A 21,258-nucleotide genomic window follows, 5' to 3' on the forward strand; every position below is an offset into this window, starting at 1 on the left:
ACGCTAGCGTGGCCTTGGGAGGCGCAAGGCCGCGGTGATATAGTTCGCGCCCTGTTCGGCCCGTTCTGAGCGGAGTGTCCTTGCGTTGGGGCGCGTCGTCTTCCAGGGAGGCTGTATCGCAAGGAGTCTAGATGAGTGCCGAAAACACCTACGCCGTCGAGTTGAAGGGGGTTACCTTCAATCGTGGCGCGCGCAGCATTTTCCAAGACGTCGATATTCGTATCCCGCGCGGCAAGGTTACCGGCATCATGGGGCCTTCCGGCTGCGGCAAGACCACGCTACTGCGCCTGATTGCTGCCCAGCTCAAGCCCGCGAGTGGCGAAGTCTGGGTCAACGGTCAGAATCTGCCCAAGCTCTCCCGCGCCGACCTGTTCGACATGCGCAAGCAGTTTGGCGTGCTGTTCCAGAGCGGTGCGTTGTTCACCGATCTGGATGTCTTCGAGAACGTCGCGTTTCCTTTGCGGGTGCACACCAAGCTGCCTGAGGAAATGATTCGTGACATTGTCTTGCTGAAACTTCAGGCAGTTGGCCTGCGTGGCGCCATCGAACTGATGCCGGACGAGTTGTCTGGCGGCATGAAGCGGCGCGTGGCGCTGGCGCGCGCAATTGCGCTCGATCCTCAGATCCTGATGTATGACGAACCGTTCGTCGGTCAGGACCCCATTGCCATGGGGGTTCTGGTGCGCTTGATTCGCCTGCTTAACGATGCACTCGGTATCACCAGCATCGTGGTTTCCCACGATCTGGCGGAAACCGCCAGCATTGCTGACTACATCTATGTGGTGGGTGATGCGCAGGTGCTGGGGCAGGGAACTCCGGACGAGCTGATGAATTCCGATAACCCGCGTATCCGCCAGTTCATGAAAGGCATTCCGGATGGACCGGTGCCCTTCCATTTCCCGGCACCTGATTACCGCAAAGACTTGCTGGGGGGGCGCTGATGCGCAAGAAGTCCTTGCTCGAGCGCGTTCGCCTGCTCGGGCGTTCTGGTCTGGACGTGCTGGAAGCGCTTGGGCGCTCCACACTGTTCCTGTTGCATGCCCTGTTCGGCCGCACTGGCGTTGGCAATGGCTTTCAGTTGCTGGTCAAGCAGCTCTATGCCGTCGGCGTGATGTCGCTGGCGATCATCGTCGTTTCCGGCGTTTTCATCGGCATGGTGTTGGCCCTGCAGGGATACAACATCCTGGTCGACTACGGTTCAGAGCAGGCAGTCGGCCAGATGGTGGCGCTGACGCTGCTGCGTGAGCTTGGTCCAGTAGTGACCGGCCTGCTCTTCGCTGGTCGGGCTGGCTCCGCGCTGACCGCCGAGATCGGCAACATGAAATCCACCGAGCAGCTCTCAAGCCTGGAAATGATCGGCGTCGACCCGCTCAAGTACATCATCGCCCCCCGGCTCTGGGCCGGCTTTATCTCGATGCCGCTGCTGGCGATGATCTTCAGCGTCGTGGGCATCTGGGGTGGCGCCATGGTGGCCGTGGACTGGCTGGGCGTCTATGAGGGCTCTTTCTGGGCCAATATGCAGAACAGTGTGCAATTCACCGAGGATGTGCTGAACGGCGTGATCAAGAGCGTCGTATTCGCCTTCGTGGTGACCTGGATCGCCGTGTTCCAAGGGTATGACTGCGAGCCGACCTCGGAAGGGATCAGCCGCGCTACGACTAAAACCGTGGTCTATGCCTCGCTCGCCGTGCTGGGGCTGGACTTCATCCTGACCGCCTTGATGTTTGGAGATTTCTGATGCAAATCCGCACCTTGGAGATTGGTGTCGGCCTGTTCCTCCTGGCCGGTCTGTTGGCCTTGCTGCTTCTGGCTTTGCGGGTCAGCGGCCTGTCCTACGGCGTCAGCGATGACACCTATAAGCTTTACGCGCATTTCGACAATATTGCCGGTTTGACTGTCAGAGCAAAGGTAACCATGGCCGGTGTCACCATCGGCAAGGTTACAGCGATCGATCTGGATCGCGACAGCTACACCGGCCGCGTCACGATGGAAGTCGAAAAGCGTGTGGACAACCTGCCTGCGGACTCCACCGCGTCCATCCTCACGGCCGGCCTGCTGGGTGAAAAGTACATTGGCATCAGCGTCGGCGGCGACGAGGAACTGCTCAAGGATGGCGGAACCATCCGTGACACCCAGTCGGCCCTGGTGTTGGAAGACCTGATCGGCAAGTTCCTGCTGAACTCGGTCAACAAAGAGAGCAAATGAGGATGCGAAACATGATCAATGCCCTGCGTAACGGCCTGCTGGTCCTGCTGGCGGCCCTGCCTCTGCTGGCCACCGCTGCGCCGAGCGCGCGCGATGTGGTGCAGCAAACCACCGACCAGCTGCTGGCCGACCTGAGGGCCAATAAAGAGCAATATCGCAGCGACCCGAACGCGTTCTACGAGGCCCTGAACGGCATTCTTGGTCCAGTGGTGGATGCCGATGGCATCTCCCGCAGCATCATGACCGTGAAGTACTCGCGCAAGGCTACTCCTGAGCAGATGACGCGCTTCCAGGATAATTTCAAACGCAGCCTGATCCAGTTCTACGGCAATGCCCTGCTGGAGTACGACAACCAGGAAATTCGTGTACTGCCGGCCAAGCAGGAAGATCCTGAGCGCACCAGCGTCGGCATGGAGGTCAAAGACAGCAAAGGCACCGTCTACCCGGTTTCCTACACCATGGTGAACGTCAATGGGCAGTGGATGCTGCGCAACGTGATCATCAACGGCATCAACATCGGCAAGCTGTTCCGCGACCAGTTCGCCGACACCATGCAGCGCAATGGTAACGACCTCGACAAGACCATCAATGGTTGGGCCGAAGTGGTTGCCAAGGCCAAACAGTCTGAAGAAGCCAAGCAGGCGGGCGGTCAATGAGCGAAGCCCGTATCGAACAGGCCGCTCCGGGCGAGTTGCGCCTGGTTGGCGTGCTCGATTACAGCACCGGACCGCAGCTGCGCGAAGAGGGGAGGCGGCTGATCCAGACGAGCAGCGCCGCCTCCGTGCTGCTGGACTGCTCCGCGGTAGAGAAGACCAGCAGTGTCGGCCTCGCGCTGCTGCTGGCTTTCATGCGCGATTCCAGCGCTTCCGGTAAGTCGTTAACGGTACGTGGAGTGCCAGAAGACATGCGGCAGATTGCCGACGTCTCCGGATTGACCGAGCTGCTGCCGCTGGAGGCTTGATTCGATCGAACCGCCCTCCGTCTGGCCCCGCGCGCGCGGGGTTCGCAGGCAGAGGGCTTTTTTGTATCATGGCCGACCCGCGCGCGTTGGGCGCCGATTGAGGTTGAGCATGCAGGCCGTAGAAGTGAAAAGCCTCCTGGAGGCGAAACTGCCAGGTACCCAGGTGGAAGTTGAAGGGGAAGGCTGCAACTTCCAGTTGAACCTGATCAGCGACGAGCTGGCCGGCCTGAGCCCGGTGAAGCGTCAGCAACAGGTATACGCCCACCTGAACGCCTGGATCGCTGATGGCAGCATCCACGCTGTCACCATGAAATTCTTCAGCCAGGCCGATTGGGCCGAGCGTTCCTGAGCCCAGCTTTCGAGAGAGCAATGGACAAACTGATTATTACCGGCGGTCAACGCCTCGATGGCGAGATCCGCATTTCCGGCGCCAAGAACTCTGCGTTGCCGATCCTGGCCGCTACCTTGCTGGCTGATACCCCAGTCACCGTAGCTAACCTTCCGCACCTGCACGACATCACCACCATGATCGAACTTTTCGGTCGCATGGGCGTGCAGCCAGTGATCGACGAGAAGCTGGCCGTTGAAGTCGACGCCAGCAGTATCAAGACCCTGGTCGCGCCCTACGAGCTGGTCAAGACCATGCGCGCTTCCATCCTGGTGCTTGGTCCGATGGTGGCTCGCTTTGGTGAAGCCGAAGTAGCGCTTCCCGGTGGCTGTGCCATTGGTTCGCGTCCGGTTGACCTTCACATCCGCGGCCTCGAGGCCATGGGCGCGAAGATCGACGTCGAGGGTGGTTACATCAAGGCCAAGGCTCCGGCCGGCGGCCTGCGTGGCGCCAACTTCTTCTTCGATACGGTCAGTGTGACCGGTACCGAGAACATCATGATGGCTGCAGCGCTGGCCAACGGCCGTACCGTTCTGCAGAACGCTGCCCGCGAGCCGGAAGTGGTTGACCTGGCCAACTGCCTGATCGCCATGGGCGCGCAGATCCAGGGTGCGGGTACCGACACCATCACCATCGACGGCGTGAAACGCCTTGGCGGTGCGCGCTACAACGTGATGCCCGACCGTATCGAAACCGGTACCTACCTGGTGGCAGCTGCCGCAACTGGTGGCCGCGTCAAGCTCAAGGACACTGATCCGACCATCCTCGAAGCCGTGCTCCAGAAGCTGGAAGAGGCCGGTGCACACATCAACACCGGCAACAACTGGATCGAGCTGGACATGAAGGGCAATCGCCCGAAAGCGGTCAACGTGCGCACTGCGCCGTACCCGGCGTTCCCCACCGACATGCAGGCCCAGTTCATCTCCATGAACGCCGTTGCCGAAGGCACCGGTGCGGTGATCGAGACCGTATTTGAAAACCGCTTCATGCACGTCTACGAAATGAATCGCATGGGCGCTCAGATCCTGGTGGAAGGCAACACCGCCATCGTTACCGGCGTGCCGAAGCTCAAGGGCGCACCGGTCATGGCGACCGACCTGCGCGCTTCCGCCAGCCTGGTGATTGCCGGTCTGGTGGCAGAGGGCGATACCCTGATCGACCGCATCTACCACATCGACCGTGGTTACGAGTGCATCGAAGAAAAACTGCAGTTGCTCGGCGCCAAGATTCGCCGCGTGCCGGGTTAGGTCGAAATGCGGGCCGGCCCTGAAAGGGTCGGTCCGTGATGACCGCGCAACAGGCCCGTCAAGGGCCGTAGCCAAGGAAATCCAGTTTCATGCTCACCATCGCGCTGTCCAAGGGCCGAATTCTCGACGACACCCTGCCGCTACTTGCCGAGGCCGGCATCGTACCCACCGAGAATCCGGACAAGAGCCGCAAGCTGATCATCCCTACTACCCAGGAGGATGTACGCCTGCTCATCGTGCGTGCCACTGACGTGCCGACCTATGTCGAGCATGGCGCGGCCGATCTCGGCGTTGCTGGCAAGGACGTGTTGATGGAGTACGGCGGCCAGGGCCTGTACGAGCCGCTGGACCTCAGGATCGCCTGCTGCAAGCTGATGACCGCTGGCGCGATCGGTGCGCCTGAGCCAAAGGGGCGCCTTCGCGTAGCCACCAAATTCGTCAACGTCGCCAAACGCTACTACGCCGAACAGGGCCGCCAGGTCGATGTGATCAAGCTCTATGGCTCGATGGAGCTGGCGCCCCTGGTGGGCCTGGCTGACAAGATCATCGACGTCGTCGACACCGGCAATACCCTGCGCGCCAACGGCCTGGAACCCCAGGAGTTGATCGCCACCATCAGCTCGCGACTGATCGTCAACAAGGCATCGATGAAGATGCAGCACGCGCGCATCCAGGCACTGATCGAAGTGCTGCGCAGCGCGGTCGAGTCTCGACACCGCAGCTGACACCTGAGTGCGGCCCTGCGCCGCACGCGCCTATCCGTGTCATAGCCAATATTCTCGGGTGCCCGCACGGTGGGCTTGCTACTCTAGCGGCGCCCGAGCAATTGCCATTCAAGAGGCCCGCTATGACCGCTCCAATCGCCATCCGCCGACTCAATGCCGCTGATCAGGATTTCGCGCGACACCTGGATCATCTGCTGAGCTGGGAAAGCGTATCCGACGAAGCGGTCAACCAGCGTGTCCTCGACATCATCCAGGCCGTGCGTGAGCGTGGCGACGCTGCTGTAGTCGAGTTCACCCAGCGCTTCGACGGTGTGCAGGCGACCACCATGGCGGAACTGATCCTTCCGCGCGAGCGCTTGGAGCTGGCCCTGACCCGTATTACCGCCGAGCAGCGCAAGGCGCTGGAAACCGCTGCCGCTCGTGTGCGTAGCTATCACGAGAAGCAGAAACAGGACTCCTGGACCTACACCGAAGCCGACGGCACGGTACTGGGCCAGCAGGTAACTCCGCTGGATCGCGCAGGTCTTTATGTGCCCGGCGGCAAGGCGTCGTATCCGTCGTCCGTGTTGATGAATGCGATTCCCGCCAAGGTCGCTGGAGTTGCCGAGGTGGTGATGGTCGTGCCGACGCCTCGCGGCGAAATCAACGAGATCGTCCTTGCGGCTGCCTGTGTGGCTGGGGTGGACCGTGTCTTCACCATCGGCGGCGCCCAGGCGGTGGCCGCACTGGCCTATGGCACCGAGAGCGTGCCCCAGGTGGACAAGATCGTCGGTCCGGGCAACATCTATGTCGCCACGGCCAAGCGCCACGTCTTCGGACAGGTAGGTATCGATATGATTGCTGGTCCGTCGGAAATTCTCGTGGTCTGCGATGGCGGCACCGATCCCGACTGGATCGCCATGGACCTTTTCTCGCAGGCCGAGCACGACGAAGACGCCCAGGCCATCCTGGTCAGCCCCGATGCCGCCTTCCTCGACAAGGTTGCCGCCAGCATCGACAAACTGCTCCCGACCATGGAGCGTGCCGAGATCATTCGCACCTCCCTGGAGAACCGCGGCGCACTGATCCTGGTGGCCGATGAGGCCCAGGCGTGCCAAGTGGCCAACCGCATCGCTCCCGAGCACCTGGAGCTGTCCGTTGCCGATCCGCAGTCCTGGCTCCCGCATATCCGCCACGCCGGCGCCATCTTCATGGGGCGTTATACCGCCGAAGCCTTGGGCGACTACTGCGCTGGTCCGAACCACGTTCTGCCGACCTCCGGCACTGCGCGCTTCTCCTCACCGCTGGGTGTGTACGACTTCCAGAAGCGTTCCTCGATCATTTTCTGCTCGGCCGACGGCGCGTCCGAACTGGGCAAGACCGCGTCCATCCTGGCCCGGGGCGAGTCTCTGACAGCCCACGCGCGCAGCGCCGAATTCCGCATCAAGGGGGAGTGAGCATGAGCAAATTCTGGAGTCCCTTCGTCAAGGGCCTGGTGCCCTACGTTCCTGGCGAGCAGCCCAAGCTGGCGAAGCTGGTCAAGCTGAACACCAACGAGAATCCTTACGGTCCGTCGCCCAAAGCGGTGGCGGCCATGCAGGCTGAGGTGGGTGACAACCTGCGCCTGTATCCAGACCCGAACAGTGACCGCCTGAAGCAGGCGGTGGCCGACTACTACGGTGTGCAGACGAACCAGGTGTTCGTCGGCAACGGCTCGGACGAGGTCCTGGCACACGCTTTCCACGGCCTGTTCCAGCACGGCAAGCCGCTGCTGTTCCCGGATGTGAGCTACAGCTTCTACCCGGTCTACTGTGGGCTGTATGGCATCCCCTTCGAGGCGCTGCCGCTGGACGAACAGTTTCAGATTCGCGTCGAAGACTATGCGCGCCCCAATGGCGGCATCGTCTTCCCCAACCCCAATGCACCCACTGGCTGCCTGCTGGCGCTGGAGGCTATCGAACGTCTGCTCAGGGCCAACCCGGACACCGTAGTGCTGGTGGACGAGGCCTACATCGACTTCGGTGGCGAGACGGCTATCAGCATGGTGGACCGCTATCCGAACCTGCTGGTGACCCAGACCCTGTCCAAGTCCCGGTCTCTGGCGGGGCTGCGGGTTGGCCTGGCTGTCGGCCATCCGGACCTGATCGAGGCGCTGGAGCGGATCAAGAACAGCTTCAACTCCTACCCGCTGGATCGCATGGCAATCGCTGGTGCCGCGGTTGCGTTCGAAGACAAGGCGTACTTCGAGGCAACCTGCCGCAAGGTGATCGACAGCCGCGAATCGCTAGTGGCTGATCTGGGAAAGCTGGGCTTCGAGGTGCTGCCCTCGGCGGCCAACTTCGTATTCGCGCGCCATCCCCAGAAGGATGCCGCCAGCATTGCCGCTGGATTGCGCGAACAGGGCGTGATCGTTCGCCACTTCAAGCAGGAGCGAATTGCCCAGTTCCTGCGCATCACCATTGGCACGCCCGAGCAGAACCAGGCGTTGCTGGATGCCTTGCGTAATCTCTGATTTTCGCGGGTGAGTAAAAGAAAAGCCGAGCGCGGGTCACCGCCTCGGCTTTTTTCTTGGGCGCTCATTCGTGGTGCGGTGCGCCAAGGAAGGTCAGCGAACTGAACAGTCCGTGCTGTTTCACGTCGGGATCGTTCGGAGTATCCAGGGTGACTTGGGCGGCGATGATGTTCAGCCCGGAATTGCGTACCGGCACCTTGGCGCGACCGTCGGCGTCGGTTGTGGCGCTTACGGTATCGGGTTCGCCCCGGTAGTCGCCGATCAGTTCGACACCGGACGCCGGCTTGCCGTCCAGTAGCACCCTTACCGGCAGCGAATTACCCGGTCCAACCGCCAGCGGATCGGCTTCCGGCACTATCGCCAGGCGTATGCGCTTGAGCTCCGGGAGCTGCGTTCCTGATTGATAAAACGCCAGGTTGTACTTCCAGGTATGGATGGACGCAACAGCCCCGGGAACTTGCCGCTGCCCCTGGTTTATCCACTGCTTGTCGGCGGTCTGCGACCAAGGACCGTTGTCCAGGGCTACCGCCAGGATTGCTGGCGCTTTCAAGGGTTTGAGCCGTGCATGGTCCACCAGGCGCTCGACCGACACCGGGATCATCCGCCCCTGTGCGTCAAAGGCCCAGGCACCGCTGACTTTATCCGCCTTGAAGGCGTCGTCTTCGGCGCCGTGTCCGTAGATCACTTCGATGTTGCCGCGCCGTTGTTCGGTCCACAGTCCGTGGGCATGAACGTGACCTGCGAAGGCAGCTGCAAGGATGGGGGTGAGGAAGAAGCGTTTGTCCAGGCGCATGGAGATTTCCTATCAGAGGTCGAGGGTGAGACTGAAGTTGAGGTTGCGGGGCTCGCCGGGCATGACCCAAGCGCTGTTGTACGAGCGCTCGTAGTACTTGCGGTCGAAGAGGTTGTTGAGGTTCAGGCCGACTGTTGCTCGTTCGCTCGCCTTGTAATGGGCGAGCAGGTCGAGGGTGGCGTAGGCAGGGAGCTCGAGCGGGCTGCCGGCCTGGCCGGAGCGATTGCCTACATAGTTGAGGGCGGCTCCGATATCCGAGCCGTGCAGACGACCGCCCTGGAACTCATAGACAGCCAGCAGGCTGCCACTGTGCTCGGGCACGCCGAGCAGGCGACTGCCTTCGGGCAGCACGTTGTCCTTGGTGATCTCAGCGTCGATGTAGGCATAGGCGCCGATCAGCCGTACCGTGTCGGTCAGCTGTCCACTGACCTGCAGGTCCAGGCCCTGGCTGCGCGCGCGGCCGGCTGCGATGTTTTCGCCGGGATTGTTTGGGGCGGCCGTGAGTACGTTTTCCTTGTCGATGTGGAAGAGTGCGACCGTTGCACCGATGCGGCCACCCAGCAGGTCGAGCTTTAAGCCAGCCTCCTTGCCGAAACCTTTTTCCGGATCGAAGCCAGTGCCCTGGCTGCCGATTGCGTTGGGTTTGACTGATGTGGCCGCGTTGGCGAACAGGCCTATCTCTGGTGTCAGCTGGTAGAGCAGGCCGCTTCGCAGGGTCAGGCTTTCCTTGTCCTGGCCATTGCTGATTCGCGTCGCGCGGTTCAGTGCCGTCTGTTCGAAATGCTCGAAGCGGGCGCCGATCAAGCCCTTCCAGCCTTGGCCGAAGTCGATCTGGTCCTGCAGGTTCAATGCGCGGCTTTCCACCTGTTCGAAGAAGTCGTTTGGATTGACGATTGGCGGCTTCGGCCTGCCGTACACCGGGTTATAGATGTCCAGGCCGTAATCCAGTGATGTCAGGCTTTGTGGGTACTTCTGGCTGTTGCGGTAGTTCTCGTACTCGATGCCAGCCAGGCTCTGGTGCAGCCAATTGCCCGTCTCGAAGAGGCCATGCAGTTCCAGTTGAGTGATGCTGTCGTTCCACTCGAAATCCCGCTGGCGATAGAAACGGGTCACCTGGGTGCCGATCAGTCGTGAGGTCTCTGAGGAGTCACCCTGCAAGTGTCCCTGGGCGTAATGATTGGCCAGGCGCAGTTTCCAGCTGTCATTGAGGTGATGCTCCAGGCTGGCCTGGATCATCTGGTTGCGATTGCGGACTTCACCGTCGTTGGGTTCGCCGAGGAAGGTGGAGCGTTTGACCGTTCCCAGCTCTCCGTTCACGGCCGGGATACCGCGATCGAACACCGATTCGTGCTGGACGAATTCCGTCTCCAGCAGCAGGCGGGTATCGGGGGTCAGTTGCCAGCTCAGGGAGGGGCTGATCGCCAGGCGTTGGTTGCCGGCATGGTTGCGAAAGCTGCCGTTGTCCTCAGTTGCCAGATTGATGCGCGACAGCAGCATGTCTTCATCATCGAGCGGCGCGTTGACATCCAGGCTGACGCGATAGCGGTCCCAACTCCCGGCACTGGCCTTGAAGCGCGAGAAGCGTTCGGCCTGGGGCTTCTTGGTCACTATATTCACAGTGCCACCCGGATCGCCGCGCCCATACAGGCTGGCGGCGGGTCCCTTGAGCACTTCGATGCGCTCGATGACGGAGGTGTCTGGCGAGCTGTAGCTGCCGCGGTTTATTGCGAAACCGTTCTTGTACAACTCGCCCGTGGTGAAGCCGCGGATGCTGTAGGAGAGTAAGGTCAGGCCGCCGAAGTTGTTCTGCCGCGATGCGCCCCCGGCGAAATCCAAGGCTCGATCGAGGCGGGAAATGTCCAGGTCCTCCAGCACTTGAGCCGGAATCACGCTTATCGCCTGGGGGATGTCGCGGATATCGGTATCGGTGCGGGTAGCACTGGCCGAACGGGTTGCGCGGTAGCCGCGTACCGGGCCATCCGCGTTTTCCTGGCGGTGCTCGTTGATCTGAATGTCGTCCAGTAGAAGGGGGAGGGTCGCTTCGGCGGCAGTGGCTTCGCCCAGCAGGCTGAGAAGCAACCCGGTGACAGGCGCAAGGTGGTGGGAGCGCATCGGAAGTCTCGAAGAGGATGTAATAACATAACATTTTGCAAGGCGAGAATCGTTCTTGTCCAGCGTCGGATGATTCCTGCTTTGGCCCAGAAATCGAAAACGGCGCCCTCAGGCGCCGTGTTTGTCGATCAGCTGCCGCCGTTGCTACTGGGCGGCGGCCGCACACCGACTTCTGCGGTCAATTCCAGTTCCTGGCCGTTGCGCATCACCTGAATGCTTACCTTCTCACCGGGGCGAGTACGCGCCACCTGGTTCATCGAGCGGCGGCCGTCACCAGCCGGTTCGCCGTCGATGCTGAGAATGATGTCACCGGGTTGCAGGGTGGCGCGTTGGGCTGGGCTGTCGCGGTAGATGCCGGCGACTACGATGCCGGGGCGACCTTCCAGGCCGAAGGATTCCGCGAGCTCCGGGGTCAGGGGTTGTACTTCGATGCCTAGCCAGCCGCGAATCACCGAGCCGTGCTCGACGATCGCCTTCATGACTTCCAGCGCCAGTTTGACCGGAATGGCGAAGCCGATGCCCTGGGAGCCACCTGACTTGGAGAAAATCGCGGTGTTGATGCCGATCAGGTTGCCGTTGGCGTCCACCAGCGCGCCGCCGGAGTTACCGGGGTTGATCGCGGCGTCGGTCTGGATGAAGTCTTCATAGGTGTTCAGGCCCAACTGGTTCCGGCCGGTGGCACTGATGATGCCCATGGTCACGGTCTGGCCGACTCCGAAAGGGTTACCGATCGCCAGGGCAACGTCGCCGATGCGGATATTGTCCGAGCGGCCGAGGGTGATCGGCGGGAGATCCTTGAGGTCGATCTTCAGCACCGCGAGGTCGGTTTCGGGGTCGCTTCCCACCAGGCGTGCCAGGGTTTCGCGCCCGTCTTTCAGGGCTACCACGATCTGGTCGGCACCTGCAGTCACGTGGTTGTTGGTCAGCAGGTAGCCTTCCGGGCTCATGATCACCGCCGAACCCAGGCTGGACTCCATGCGTCGCTGGCGCGGCAGGTTGTCACCGAAGAACCGGCGGAACTGCGGATCTTCGAACAGCGGATGCGCCGGCTTGCTCACCATCTTGGTGGTGTAGAGGTTGGCAACCGCAGGCGATGCACTGGTGACCGCATCGGCATAAGAGTCGGGGCCCTGGCGGGTGAAATTGAACTTGGGGGCCTCCTGCAGATGCACTTCCTGGCGGGGCAGGCCGACCCATTCCGGGTATTGCTGGATGATCAGCAGTGCCGCGAGCACGCCGACAATCAGGGGCCAGCTGAAAAATCGCAGGGCCTTGAGCATCGAGGGAGAATCCTGAGGGTTGCGGGGGGCAGGGGTGCCCCTTAAGGTGGCGCCATTATACGAGGGCGCTTGTTAAAAACGAGCCGTCCGCAACAGCTTGTGAGGAATGCCATGGCGATTGCCCTGAACACCCTGGTAGAAGAAGCGGACCGTTACCTCAACGCCGCGCGCATCCAGGATTACTGCCCCAACGGCCTGCAGGTCGAGGGGCGTCCGCAGGTCAGCCGGATCGTCACCGGCGTCACCGCCAGCCAAGCGTTGTTGGACGCCGCAGTGGAGGCTGAGGCGGACGTAGTACTGGTGCACCACGGCTACTTCTGGAAAGGCGAGAACCCCTGTGTGGTGGGCATGAAGCAGCGTCGCCTGAAGACCCTGCTAGCCAATGACGTCAGCCTGCTCGCCTATCACTTGCCGCTGGATCTGCATCCGGATGTGGGTAACAACGTGCAGCTCGCGCGCCAACTGGACATCATCGTCGAAGGCCCACTAGAGCCGGATAATCCGCGGACTGTCGGGTTGATCGGCTCCCTGGCCGAGCCCATGACCGCCACCGACTTCGCCCGTCGCGTACGCGAGGTGCTCGGGCGTGAACCCCTGGTGGTGGAGGGCGATCGCATGATCAGCCGGATCGGCTGGTGCACCGGCGGTGGACAGGGCTATATCGATCAGGCGATTGCTGCGGGTGTCGATGCCTATCTCACTGGCGAAGTCTCCGAACAGACAGTGCATAGCGCGCGGGAGAATGGTGTCAGTTTCATCGCCGCCGGCCACCATGCCACTGAGCGGTATGGCGTGCAGGCGCTAGGCGACTACCTGGCCAAGCGCTTCGCCATCGAGCACTTGTTCATCGACTGCGCCAATCCTGCCTGAGTTCGTATGGCAAAGAAAAAACGGCCGGCTCAGTAAACCGGCCGTTTTTCATCGGGAGCTGTGACGTTGGCTCTCCACCGCCTTGCCCAGTTCCCACACCGCCATGGCGTAGTGCGTGCTGTGGTTATAGCGGGTGATCACGTAGAAGTTTGGTAGGCCATACCAGTACTGGTAGGTGTTGCCCATGTCCAGGCGCAGCAGGCTGGCGCTTTGGTGATTGCCCAGCGAACTTTGCGGCCGGAGCCCGGCTGCAGTCAGGACACTGACCGGATATTGGGTCTTGAAGCCGTCTTCCAGCGAGCGCGCCTGGCCGATGGCGCGCACGGCGACGGCGTCGCCGGTGATCCAGCCATGCTGCTTGAAGTAGTTGGCCACGCTGCCGATAGCATCGCGGGGGTTCCACAAGTCTCGTTGTCCGTTGCCATCGAAGTCCACGGCATATTTGGTGAAGGACGTCGGCATGAACTGTCCATAGCCCATCGCGCCGGCATAGGAGCCGCGCAGCGACAGTGGGTCGTCACCTTCCTTGCGCGCCTGCAGAAGAAACTGCTCAAGTTCGCCACTGAAGAACTCGGCGCGGCGAGGGTAAGAGAAGGAAAGGGTGGCCAGCGCGTCGATGATCCGAGTCTTGCCCATTACGCGTCCCCAACGGGTCTCCACACCGATGATGCCGACAATGATTTCCGGCGGTACGCCGTACGTATGGAAGGCGCGCTGCAGATCAGCTTCGTGCTGGTCCCAGAACAACACGCCGTTGCGCACGTTGCCCGGTGTGATGAATTTCTTTCGGTAGCGTAGCCAGGCGCCGTTGGGGCCACTGGGCGGTGTGTAGGTGGGCGCCTGGCGGTCCATCAGGCGGATCACCCAATCAAGTTCGCGGGTTTGGGAGAACAGGTCTTGCAGGTGCTGGCGATTGAAGTCGTGCTGGCTGACCATGCGATCGATGAAGCGCCGGGCACCGACGTTGCCCGCGAAGTCGCCGCGCAGCGGCGTGATCGGTTGCACCGAACCGAATGTCGGATGGGCACTGGGAGTTATGAGCGTCGGTTGCTTTGGCTTCTGGACCGGCTTTGGGACGGAAGTTGGTTTGCTGCTGCACGCGGAGATCAGGACGAGCAAAGGCAGGGCGAAAGCGACGCGGCGCATAGAAAGTCTTCCGGACAGGAAAATGTGCCGGCTATGCTATCGCGCCGCTGCGCAGGCACAAGTCGCGAGTTGAGTTTGCCCTGCCGGCCCTGTCGTACCCTCTTGGCAGAAGTCCGAGGAAGGTGCGAGCCGCCGAGCTGCTGCACCCTCCGAGGCTGCGTCGTGGCTCAGGTGAAATGGTCCTGGCAACGTCTATGTCACTGAATTCGTACGGCTATATAAGTATATTTTTTTGGTATAAGCCGTCCTCCAGTTAGAGTCTTCTGCTGTGATAGAGTGCCCGCTCGTCCACGGCCCGCCGGCCGTCGTATCAGAAAGACCTTCGTGAGTAGCCATGCTCGATAAACTGACGCACCTGAAACAGCTGGAGGCGGAGAGCATCCACATCATTCGTGAAGTGGCCGCCGAATTCGACAACCCGGTGATGCTCTACTCCATCGGTAAAGACTCCGCCGTCATGCTGCACCTGGCGCGCAAGGCGTTCTTCCCTGGCAAGCTGCCGTTCCCGGTCATGCATGTCGACACTCGCTGGAAGTTCCAGGAGATGTACCAGTTTCGCGACAAGATGGTCGCCGAAATGGGCCTGGACCTGATCACTCATGTGAACCCGGAAGGCGTCGCCCAGGGCATCAACCCCTTCACCCATGGCAGCGCGAAGCACACTGACGTGATGAAGACCGAGGGCCTCAAGCAGGCACTCGACAAGTACGGCTTCGATGCGGCCTTCGGCGGCGCCCGTCGCGACGAGGAGAAGTCCCGCGCCAAGGAGCGTGTGTACTCCTTCCGCGACAGCAAGCATCGCTGGGACCCGAAGAACCAGCGCCCGGAACTGTGGAACGTCTACAACGGCAAGGTGAAGAAGGGCGAGTCGATCCGCGTCTTCCCGCTGTCCAACTGGACCGAGCTGGACATCTGGCAGTACATCTATCTGGAACAGATCCCGATCGTCCCGCTGTACTTCGCCGCCGAGCGTGAAGTCATCGAGAAGAACGGTACGCTGATCATGATCGACGACGAGCGCATCCTCGAGCATCTCTCCGACGAAGAGAAAGCACGCATCGAGAAGCGTATGGTGCGTTTCCGCACCTTGGGCTGCTACCCGCTCACCGGTGCGGTGGAATCCACTGCTACGACTCTGCCGGAAATCATCCAGGAAATGCTCCTGACCCGTACTTCCGAACGCCAGGGGCGGGTCATCGACCACGACGCCGCCGGCTCGATGGAAGAGAAGAAACGTCAGGGCTATTTCTAAGGATTCCGCACCATGAGCCACCAATCCGATCTGATCAGCGAGGACATCCTCGCTTACCTGGCCCAGCACGAACGCAAGGAACTGCTGCGCTTCCTAACTTGCGGCAACGTCGACGACGGCAAGAGCACCCTGATTGGGCGTCTGCTGCACGACTCCAAGATGATCTACGAAGACCATCTGGAAGCCATTACCCGCGACTCCAAAAAAGTCGGCACCACCGGTGACGATGTCGACCTGGCACTGCTGGTCGACGGCCTGCAGGCCGAGCGCGAACAGGGCATCACCATCGACGTGGCGTACCGCTATTTCAGCACCGCCAAGCGCAAGTTCATCATCGCCGACACGCCCGGCCATGAGCAGTACACCCGTAACATGGCCACTGGCGCGTCCACCTGCGACCTGGCCATCATCCTGGTTGATGCCCGCTACGGCGTGCAGACCCAGACCCGCCGGCACAGCTACATCGCGTCCTTGCTGGGTATCAAGCACATCGTCGTCGCCATCAACAAGATGGACCTGAAAGACTTCGACCAGGGTGTGTTCGAGAGCATCAAGGCCGACTACCTGCAGTTTGCCGAACGCATCAAGCTCAACCCCACTTCGATCCACTTCGTGCCGATGTCGGCGCTGAAGGGCGACAACGTGGTGAACAAGAGCGAGCGCTCGCCCTGGTACACCGGGCAGTCGCTGATGGAAATCCTTGAAACCGTGGAAATCGCCGGCGACCGAAACGTCTCCGATATGCGCTTCCCGGTGCAGTACGTGAACCGTCCGAACCTGAACTTCCGCGGCTTCGCCGGCACCCTCGCCAGCGGCATCGTGCGCAAGGGGGACGACGTGGTAGCCCTGCCGTCCGGCAAGGGTAGCCGGGTCAAGTCCATCGTCACCTACGAAGGTGAACTGGAGCAGGCAGGTCCCGGCCAGGCGGTTACCCTGACCCTGGAAGACGAGATCGACGTCTCCCGCGGCGACATGCTGGTACATGCCGACAACCGTCCCGTGGTGACCGACAGCTTCGACGCCATGCTGGTATGGATGGCCGAGGAGCCCATGCTTCCGGGCAAGAAATACGACATCAAGCGCGCAACCAGCTATGTGCCGGGCTCCATCCCGAGCATCGTGCACAAGGTGGACGTCAATACCCTTGAAGAAGCCCCAGCCAGCAGCCTGCAGTTGAACGAGATCGCCAAGGTCAAGGTCAGCCTGGATGCCTCCGTTGCTCTCGATGGCTACGAGCAGAACCGCACGACTGGTGCTTTCATCGTTATCGACCGCCTGACCAATGGCACCGTCGGCGCCGGCATGATCATTGCCGACCCGCAGGCGGGCCGTAACGTCGTTGGCCACCATGGCAAGCTGGCCCACGTTTCTCGCGAAGAGCGGTCCGCTCGGTTCGGCCAGCAACCGGCAACCGTGCTGTTCAGTGGCCTGTCCGGCGCTGGCAAGAGCACACTGGCCTATGCCGTGGAACGCAAGCTGTTCGACATGGGGCGTGCCGTCTACGTGCTTGATGGTCAGAACCTGCGCCACGACCTGAACAAGGGACTGCCGCAAGATCGAGCTGGGCGCACTGAGAACTGGCGTCGAGCCGCTCACGTCGCGCGTCAGTTCAACGAAGCCGGCCTGGTTACCCTGGCTGCTTTCGTGGCGCCGGATGCCGAAGGGCGCGAGCAGGCCAAGGCGCTGATCGGTGCCGACCGCCTGATCACCGTCTACGTGCAGGCATCGCCACTGGCATGCCGCGAGCGTGATCCACAAGGCCTCTACGCTGCTGGCCAGGACAATATCCCGGGTGAGTCCTTCCCCTACGATGTTCCTCTGAATGCCGATCTGGTGATCGATACTCAGTCCGTCAATGTGGAAGAAGGTGTGAAGCTGGTGCTTGAGGTGCTCCGCGAACGCGGTGCGATCTAACGCCTAGCCCAATAAAAAGCCCCGCAAATGCGGGGCTTTTTATTGCCTTCCGATTAGACCGGCCGTTGGGCCAGCCTGCTGGAAATCAGTACTTGCCTTTAAGGCCGAAAGTCTCGTCCAGGGTGCCGGGGGCGTCCGGTGCCTTGGGTGCATAGTCTTTCGGTGCTTCGTTACTCTTGGGCGGGGTCAGGCGCTCGCGTGGGCTGGCAGCCTCGTCAGCGTGCAGCGCAGCCAGCAGACGCTGGCGGGTCAGTTCGTCCAGAGCCAGGCGGCTGGCGCCTTCGGACAGATGCTCCTGTACTTCCTGGTAGCTCTGGGTAAGCTTTTTCACCAGGCTGGCGGTGGTGTTGAAGTGAGTGACCACCTCGCTCTGATAGGTATCGAAGCGTTCCTGCAGATCATCCAGCTGACGCTGCGTCCGGCTTGGAGCCGCATTTGGCACCAGACGGGCGATCAGGAAACCGATGCCGATACCGGCGAGCAGGGCGAAGGCTGGTAACAACCAGACGGTGAGCGACTGTTCCACGAGTCCTTCCTCTATAAACGGCTTTGCTTTACGTTAACGGCTCGAATCCGCGCTGTATACCGCGACACAAGCCCTGTTGTGCTAATCCAAGACGAGTCGACCCGTCACGAGGTCACGGAGTTTCCCTTGTTGATCCGCGAAAACCCTCTTCTGCTCGATGGCCCATGCGGTCAACTCGAGGCGCTGCATCTTGATTTGCCTGAGGCCAAGGGCCTGGCGCTGATCTGTCATCCCAACCCGGTGCAAGGCGGCACCATGCTCAACAAAGTGGTTTCTACCCTGCAGCGCACTGCCCGTGACGCAGGCTACAGCACCTTGCGATTCAACTATCGTGGCGTGGGTGCCAGCGCTGGCAGTCATGACATGGGAACAGGCGAAGTGGACGATGCCGAAGCTGCGGCCCACTGGTTCCGTGCGCAACGTCCGGAGCTGACGCTGACCCTGTTCGGCTTCTCCTTCGGGGGCTTCGTTGCGGCCAGTCTGGCTGGTCGTCTGGAACGTCAGGGCATCACGGTTCCGCGTCTGTTCATGGTGGCTCCGGCCGTAATGCGCCTGACTGCGGACAACCCGTTGCCCGAGAGGGGTGAACTGGCCGTCATCCAGCCGGACGCCGACGAGGTCGTCCCACCCCAGGCGGTCTACGACTGGTCCGCCGGCCTTGCGCGTCCCCATGAGCTGCTGAAAGTGGCAGAATGCGGGCACTTCTTCCACGGCAAGCTGACCGATCTCAAGGACCTGGTCCTGCCGCGTCTCTGATTCTGAACGTAGTCCGACAAGCGAACTCCATGAGCACTCGAATCCTTACCGGCATTACCACCACCGGCACGCCGCACCTGGGCAACTACGCGGGCGCAATCCGCCCGGCCATCGTCGCCAGCCGCGCCAGCGACGTCGACTCCTTCTACTTCCTGGCCGACTACCACGCACTGATCAAGTGCGACGACCCGGCCCGTATCCAGCGCTCGCGGCTTGAAATCGCCGCCACCTGGCTGGCCTGTGGCCTGGATACCGACAAGGCGACCTTCTATCGCCAGTCCGACATTCCCGAAATTCCCGAACTCACCTGGCTGCTTACCTGCGTCAGTGCCAAGGGGCTGTTGAACCGCGCGCACGCCTACAAGGCTTCCGTGGACAAGAACCTGGAGAACGGTGAAGACCCGGACGCAGGTGTCACCATGGGCCTGTACAGCTACCCGGTGCTGATGGCTGCGGACATCCTGATGTTCAACGCGCACAAGGTGCCGGTAGGGCGCGACCAGATCCAGCACGTGGAGATGGCCCGCGACATCGGTCAGCGCTTCAACCACCTGTTCGGCGCTGGCCGTGAGTTCTTCACCCTGCCCGAGGCGGTGATCGAGGAAGAAGTGGCGACCCTGCCCGGTCTCGATGGCCGCAAGATGTCGAAGAGTTACGACAACACCATTCCGCTGTTCGGCAGTGCCAAGCAACTGAAGGACGCCATTGCCCGTATCGTCACCGACTCCCGCGCGCCGGGTGAACCGAAGGATCCGGACAACGCCCACCTGTTCACCCTCTACCAGGCCTTCGCCACTCCAGTGCAGCTGGCCGAGTTCCGCGCCGACCTGCTGGCGGGCCTCGCTTGGGGTGAAGCCAAGCAGCGCCTGTTCCAATTGCTGGACAACGAACTGGGTGAGGCTCGCGAGCGCTATCACGCACTGATCGAGCGTCCATCCGATCTGGAAGACATTCTCCTAGCTGGCGCCGCCAAGGCTCGCAAGATCGCTACGCCTTTCCTCAACGAGCTGCGTGAGGCGGTCGGCCTGCGTTCCTTCCGCACCAACGTGCAGGCCGGCGGCGACACCAAGAAGAAGGCCGCCAAGAGCGCCCGTTTCGTCAGCTTCCGCGATGAAGATGGCAGCTTCCGCTTCCGCCTGCTGGACGCCGATGGCGAGCAGTTGCTGCTCTCGCGATCTTTTGCCGACGGCAAAGCAGCTGGCCAGGCCAGCAAGCGCCTGCAGTCGGGCGATGAGCTGGATCTGCGTGTGGAAGAAGACGCGTTCGGCATCTGGCTGGACGATGAGCAAGTGGCCTCCAGCCCGGCGTTCGCCGATGCTGCGGCCCGAGATGCGGCGATCCAGCGCCTCTACTCGGCTCTCGCCCCCCAGGAATAACTGTCTTTCCAGCGGCCGGTTCAGCCGGCCAATTGCCAATCGACGGGGCAGGCTCTAAAGTACCTGCCCCGTTTTTCGTTGCCTTGCTATCGATCATGACCCCCCTCGAGCGCTACCAGTCCGATCTCAAGCGGCCGGATTTTTTCCACGATGCCGCGCAGGAAACCGCCGTTCGCCATTTGCAGCGGCTGTATGACGACCTGATCGCCGATGAACGCAGCAAGCCCGGATTGCTGGGCAGTCTGTTCGGCAAGAAGCGCCAAGGTCCGGTGAAGGGCCTGTACTTCTGGGGTGGCGTGGGTCGCGGCAAGACCTACCTGGTGGATACCTTCTACGAGGCACTGCCGTTCAAGCAGAAGATGCGTACCCACTTCCACCGCTTCATGAAGCGCGTCCACGAGGAGATGAAAACCCTCAAGGGCGAGAAGAACCCGCTGACCATCATCGGCAAGCGATTTGCCGACGAGGCCCGGGTAATCTGCTTCGACGAATTCTTCGTCTCCGATATTACCGACGCCATGATACTGGCCACGCTCCTCGAGGAGCTGTTCAAGAATGGTGTCAGTCTGGTGGCGACTTCCAACATCGTTCCCGACGGCCTCTACAAGGATGGCCTGCAGCGTGCGCGCTTCCTGCCGGCGATTGCTCTGCTCAAGGAGCACACCGACATCGTCAACGTCGACAGCGGCGTGGACTACCGCCTGCGCGCCTTGGAGCAGGCCGAGCTGTTCCACTTCCCGCTGGACGCTGAAGCCGAAGCCAGCCTGAGTCGCAGCTTCAAGAGCCTCTTGCCGGACTGCACCATGGCGCAGGAAAACGAAGCCCTGATGATCGAAAACCGCGAGATCCGAGCCGTCCGCGTCTGCGAAGACGTTGCCTGGTTCGAGTTCCGCGAACTCTGCGACGGTCCGCGCAGCCAGAACGACTACATCGAGCTTGGCAAGATCTTCCACGCGGTGATCCTCGCCAACGTCGAGCAGATGGGCGTGGCCAAGGACGACATGGCGCGCCGCTTCATCAACCTGGTGGACGAGTTCTACGATCGCAACGTGAAACTGATCATTTCCGCCGAGGTGGAGCTGAAGGATCTCTATTCCGGTGGCCGATTGAATTTCGAGTTCCAGCGTACGTTGAGCCGGCTGCTGGAGATGCAATCGCACGAGTTCCTTTCGCGGCCTCACAAACCCTGAGATGCGTACGAAAAAAGGCTGCCTGA

Annotated in this window: 21 protein-coding genes; 16 read left to right on the forward strand and 5 right to left on the reverse strand. The window is 61.5% G+C overall.

The features are described from left to right. Positions 1 to 131 precede the first annotated feature (131 nt). The 10 genes from SA496_RS02750 (at position 132) to hisC (ending at position 8,017) form a co-directional block, all read left to right on the forward strand. Complete coding sequence (locus SA496_RS02750) at positions 132 to 941, forward strand: ATP-binding cassette domain-containing protein (protein ID WP_120652898.1); 810 nt, start codon at positions 132 to 134, stop codon at positions 939 to 941. After that, positions 941 to 1,738 carry a lipid asymmetry maintenance ABC transporter permease subunit MlaE gene (mlaE, locus tag SA496_RS02755; protein ID WP_120652897.1) on the forward strand — a complete coding sequence of 266 codons (798 nt, stop codon included), beginning with the start codon at positions 941 to 943 and terminating at the stop codon, positions 1,736 to 1,738. Before SA496_RS02750 ends, mlaE begins: the two co-directional genes overlap by 1 nt. Next, positions 1,738 to 2,205, forward strand: coding sequence for an outer membrane lipid asymmetry maintenance protein MlaD (gene mlaD, locus SA496_RS02760; protein WP_120652896.1), 468 nt, complete (start codon positions 1,738 to 1,740; stop codon positions 2,203 to 2,205). Before mlaE ends, mlaD begins: the two co-directional genes overlap by 1 nt. 11 nt (positions 2,206 to 2,216) lie before the next feature. Then, a complete protein-coding gene (locus SA496_RS02765) occupies positions 2,217 to 2,861 on the forward strand; it encodes an MlaC/ttg2D family ABC transporter substrate-binding protein (RefSeq protein ID WP_120655271.1) in 645 nt (214 codons plus the stop codon). Continuing rightward, positions 2,858 to 3,166 carry an STAS domain-containing protein gene (locus SA496_RS02770; RefSeq protein WP_330115022.1) on the forward strand — a complete coding sequence of 103 codons (309 nt, stop codon included), beginning with the start codon at positions 2,858 to 2,860 and terminating at the stop codon, positions 3,164 to 3,166. Before SA496_RS02765 ends, SA496_RS02770 begins: the two co-directional genes overlap by 4 nt. A gap of 109 nt (positions 3,167 to 3,275) precedes the next feature. Further along, on the forward strand, positions 3,276 to 3,515 hold the full coding sequence (locus SA496_RS02775) for a BolA family protein (protein WP_120652894.1): 240 nt from the start codon (positions 3,276 to 3,278) through the stop codon (positions 3,513 to 3,515). A gap of 20 nt (positions 3,516 to 3,535) precedes the next feature. Further along, positions 3,536 to 4,801: a UDP-N-acetylglucosamine 1-carboxyvinyltransferase gene (gene murA, locus SA496_RS02780; RefSeq protein ID WP_028628484.1), complete on the forward strand. Its 1,266-nt coding sequence runs from the start codon at positions 3,536 to 3,538 to the stop codon at positions 4,799 to 4,801. A gap of 89 nt (positions 4,802 to 4,890) precedes the next feature. Beyond that, positions 4,891 to 5,526 (forward strand): ATP phosphoribosyltransferase, encoded by a 636-nt coding sequence (gene hisG, locus SA496_RS02785; protein WP_330115023.1) that lies wholly within the window; start codon positions 4,891 to 4,893, stop codon positions 5,524 to 5,526. A 122-nt stretch (positions 5,527 to 5,648) separates the two neighbouring features. Further along, positions 5,649 to 6,962, forward strand: a complete 1,314-nt coding sequence (gene hisD / locus SA496_RS02790; RefSeq protein ID WP_120652892.1) for a histidinol dehydrogenase — start codon at positions 5,649 to 5,651, stop codon at positions 6,960 to 6,962. Between the two features lie 2 nt (positions 6,963 to 6,964). Then, positions 6,965 to 8,017 (forward strand): histidinol-phosphate transaminase, encoded by a 1,053-nt coding sequence (gene hisC, locus SA496_RS02795; RefSeq protein ID WP_153922239.1) that lies wholly within the window; start codon positions 6,965 to 6,967, stop codon positions 8,015 to 8,017. Between the two features lie 64 nt (positions 8,018 to 8,081). On the opposite strand, the gene SA496_RS02800 is transcribed toward hisC, so the two are convergent. The 3 genes from SA496_RS02800 to algW form a co-directional block, all read right to left on the reverse strand. Continuing rightward, positions 8,082 to 8,810, reverse strand: a complete 729-nt coding sequence (locus SA496_RS02800) for a DUF4198 domain-containing protein (protein ID WP_153922242.1) — start codon at positions 8,808 to 8,810, stop codon at positions 8,082 to 8,084. 12 nt (positions 8,811 to 8,822) lie between these two features. Then, positions 8,823 to 10,922 carry a TonB-dependent siderophore receptor gene (locus SA496_RS02805; RefSeq protein WP_330115024.1) on the reverse strand — a complete coding sequence of 700 codons (2,100 nt, stop codon included), beginning with the start codon at positions 10,920 to 10,922 and terminating at the stop codon, positions 8,823 to 8,825. Between the two features lie 128 nt (positions 10,923 to 11,050). Further along, complete coding sequence (gene algW / locus SA496_RS02810; protein WP_120652888.1) at positions 11,051 to 12,202, reverse strand: Do family serine endopeptidase AlgW; 1,152 nt, start codon at positions 12,200 to 12,202, stop codon at positions 11,051 to 11,053. A gap of 111 nt (positions 12,203 to 12,313) precedes the next feature. Between algW and SA496_RS02815 the strand changes: the two genes are divergently transcribed. Continuing rightward, a complete protein-coding gene (locus SA496_RS02815) occupies positions 12,314 to 13,072 on the forward strand; it encodes a Nif3-like dinuclear metal center hexameric protein (RefSeq protein ID WP_120652887.1) in 759 nt (252 codons plus the stop codon). Positions 13,073 to 13,120: 48 nt separating this feature from the next. Here the strand turns inward: SA496_RS02815 and mltB are convergent, their stop codons facing one another. Then, a complete protein-coding gene (gene mltB / locus SA496_RS02820) occupies positions 13,121 to 14,218 on the reverse strand; it encodes a lytic murein transglycosylase B (protein ID WP_330115025.1) in 1,098 nt (365 codons plus the stop codon). A gap of 334 nt (positions 14,219 to 14,552) precedes the next feature. Between mltB and cysD the strand changes: the two genes are divergently transcribed. Both cysD and cysN read left to right on the forward strand, forming a co-directional pair. Beyond that, positions 14,553 to 15,470, forward strand: coding sequence for a sulfate adenylyltransferase subunit CysD (gene cysD / locus SA496_RS02825; RefSeq protein ID WP_120652885.1), 918 nt, complete (start codon positions 14,553 to 14,555; stop codon positions 15,468 to 15,470). A 12-nt stretch (positions 15,471 to 15,482) separates the two neighbouring features. Next, on the forward strand, positions 15,483 to 17,384 hold the full coding sequence (cysN, locus tag SA496_RS02830) for a sulfate adenylyltransferase subunit CysN (RefSeq protein ID WP_120652884.1): 1,902 nt from the start codon (positions 15,483 to 15,485) through the stop codon (positions 17,382 to 17,384). 85 nt (positions 17,385 to 17,469) lie between these two features. On the opposite strand, the gene SA496_RS02835 is transcribed toward cysN, so the two are convergent. Then, positions 17,470 to 17,910: a YhcB family protein gene (locus tag SA496_RS02835; protein WP_028628476.1), complete on the reverse strand. Its 441-nt coding sequence runs from the start codon at positions 17,908 to 17,910 to the stop codon at positions 17,470 to 17,472. A gap of 126 nt (positions 17,911 to 18,036) precedes the next feature. On the opposite strand from SA496_RS02835, the gene SA496_RS02840 reads away from it, so the two are divergent. The 3 genes from SA496_RS02840 (at position 18,037) to zapE (ending at position 21,232) form a co-directional block, all read left to right on the forward strand. After that, positions 18,037 to 18,666, forward strand: coding sequence for an alpha/beta hydrolase (locus tag SA496_RS02840; RefSeq protein ID WP_153922249.1), 630 nt, complete (start codon positions 18,037 to 18,039; stop codon positions 18,664 to 18,666). Between the two features lie 29 nt (positions 18,667 to 18,695). Then, on the forward strand, positions 18,696 to 20,042 hold the full coding sequence (locus SA496_RS02845; RefSeq protein ID WP_120652883.1) for a tryptophan--tRNA ligase: 1,347 nt from the start codon (positions 18,696 to 18,698) through the stop codon (positions 20,040 to 20,042). 95 nt (positions 20,043 to 20,137) lie between these two features. Continuing rightward, entirely contained in the window at positions 20,138 to 21,232 is a 1,095-nt protein-coding gene (zapE, locus tag SA496_RS02850; protein WP_120652882.1) for a cell division protein ZapE, read from the forward strand. Positions 21,233 to 21,258: the final 26 nt, after the last annotated feature.

Source organism: Pseudomonas sp. JS3066 (assembly GCF_036328175.1).
Classification (GTDB): domain Bacteria; phylum Pseudomonadota; class Gammaproteobacteria; order Pseudomonadales; family Pseudomonadaceae; genus Metapseudomonas.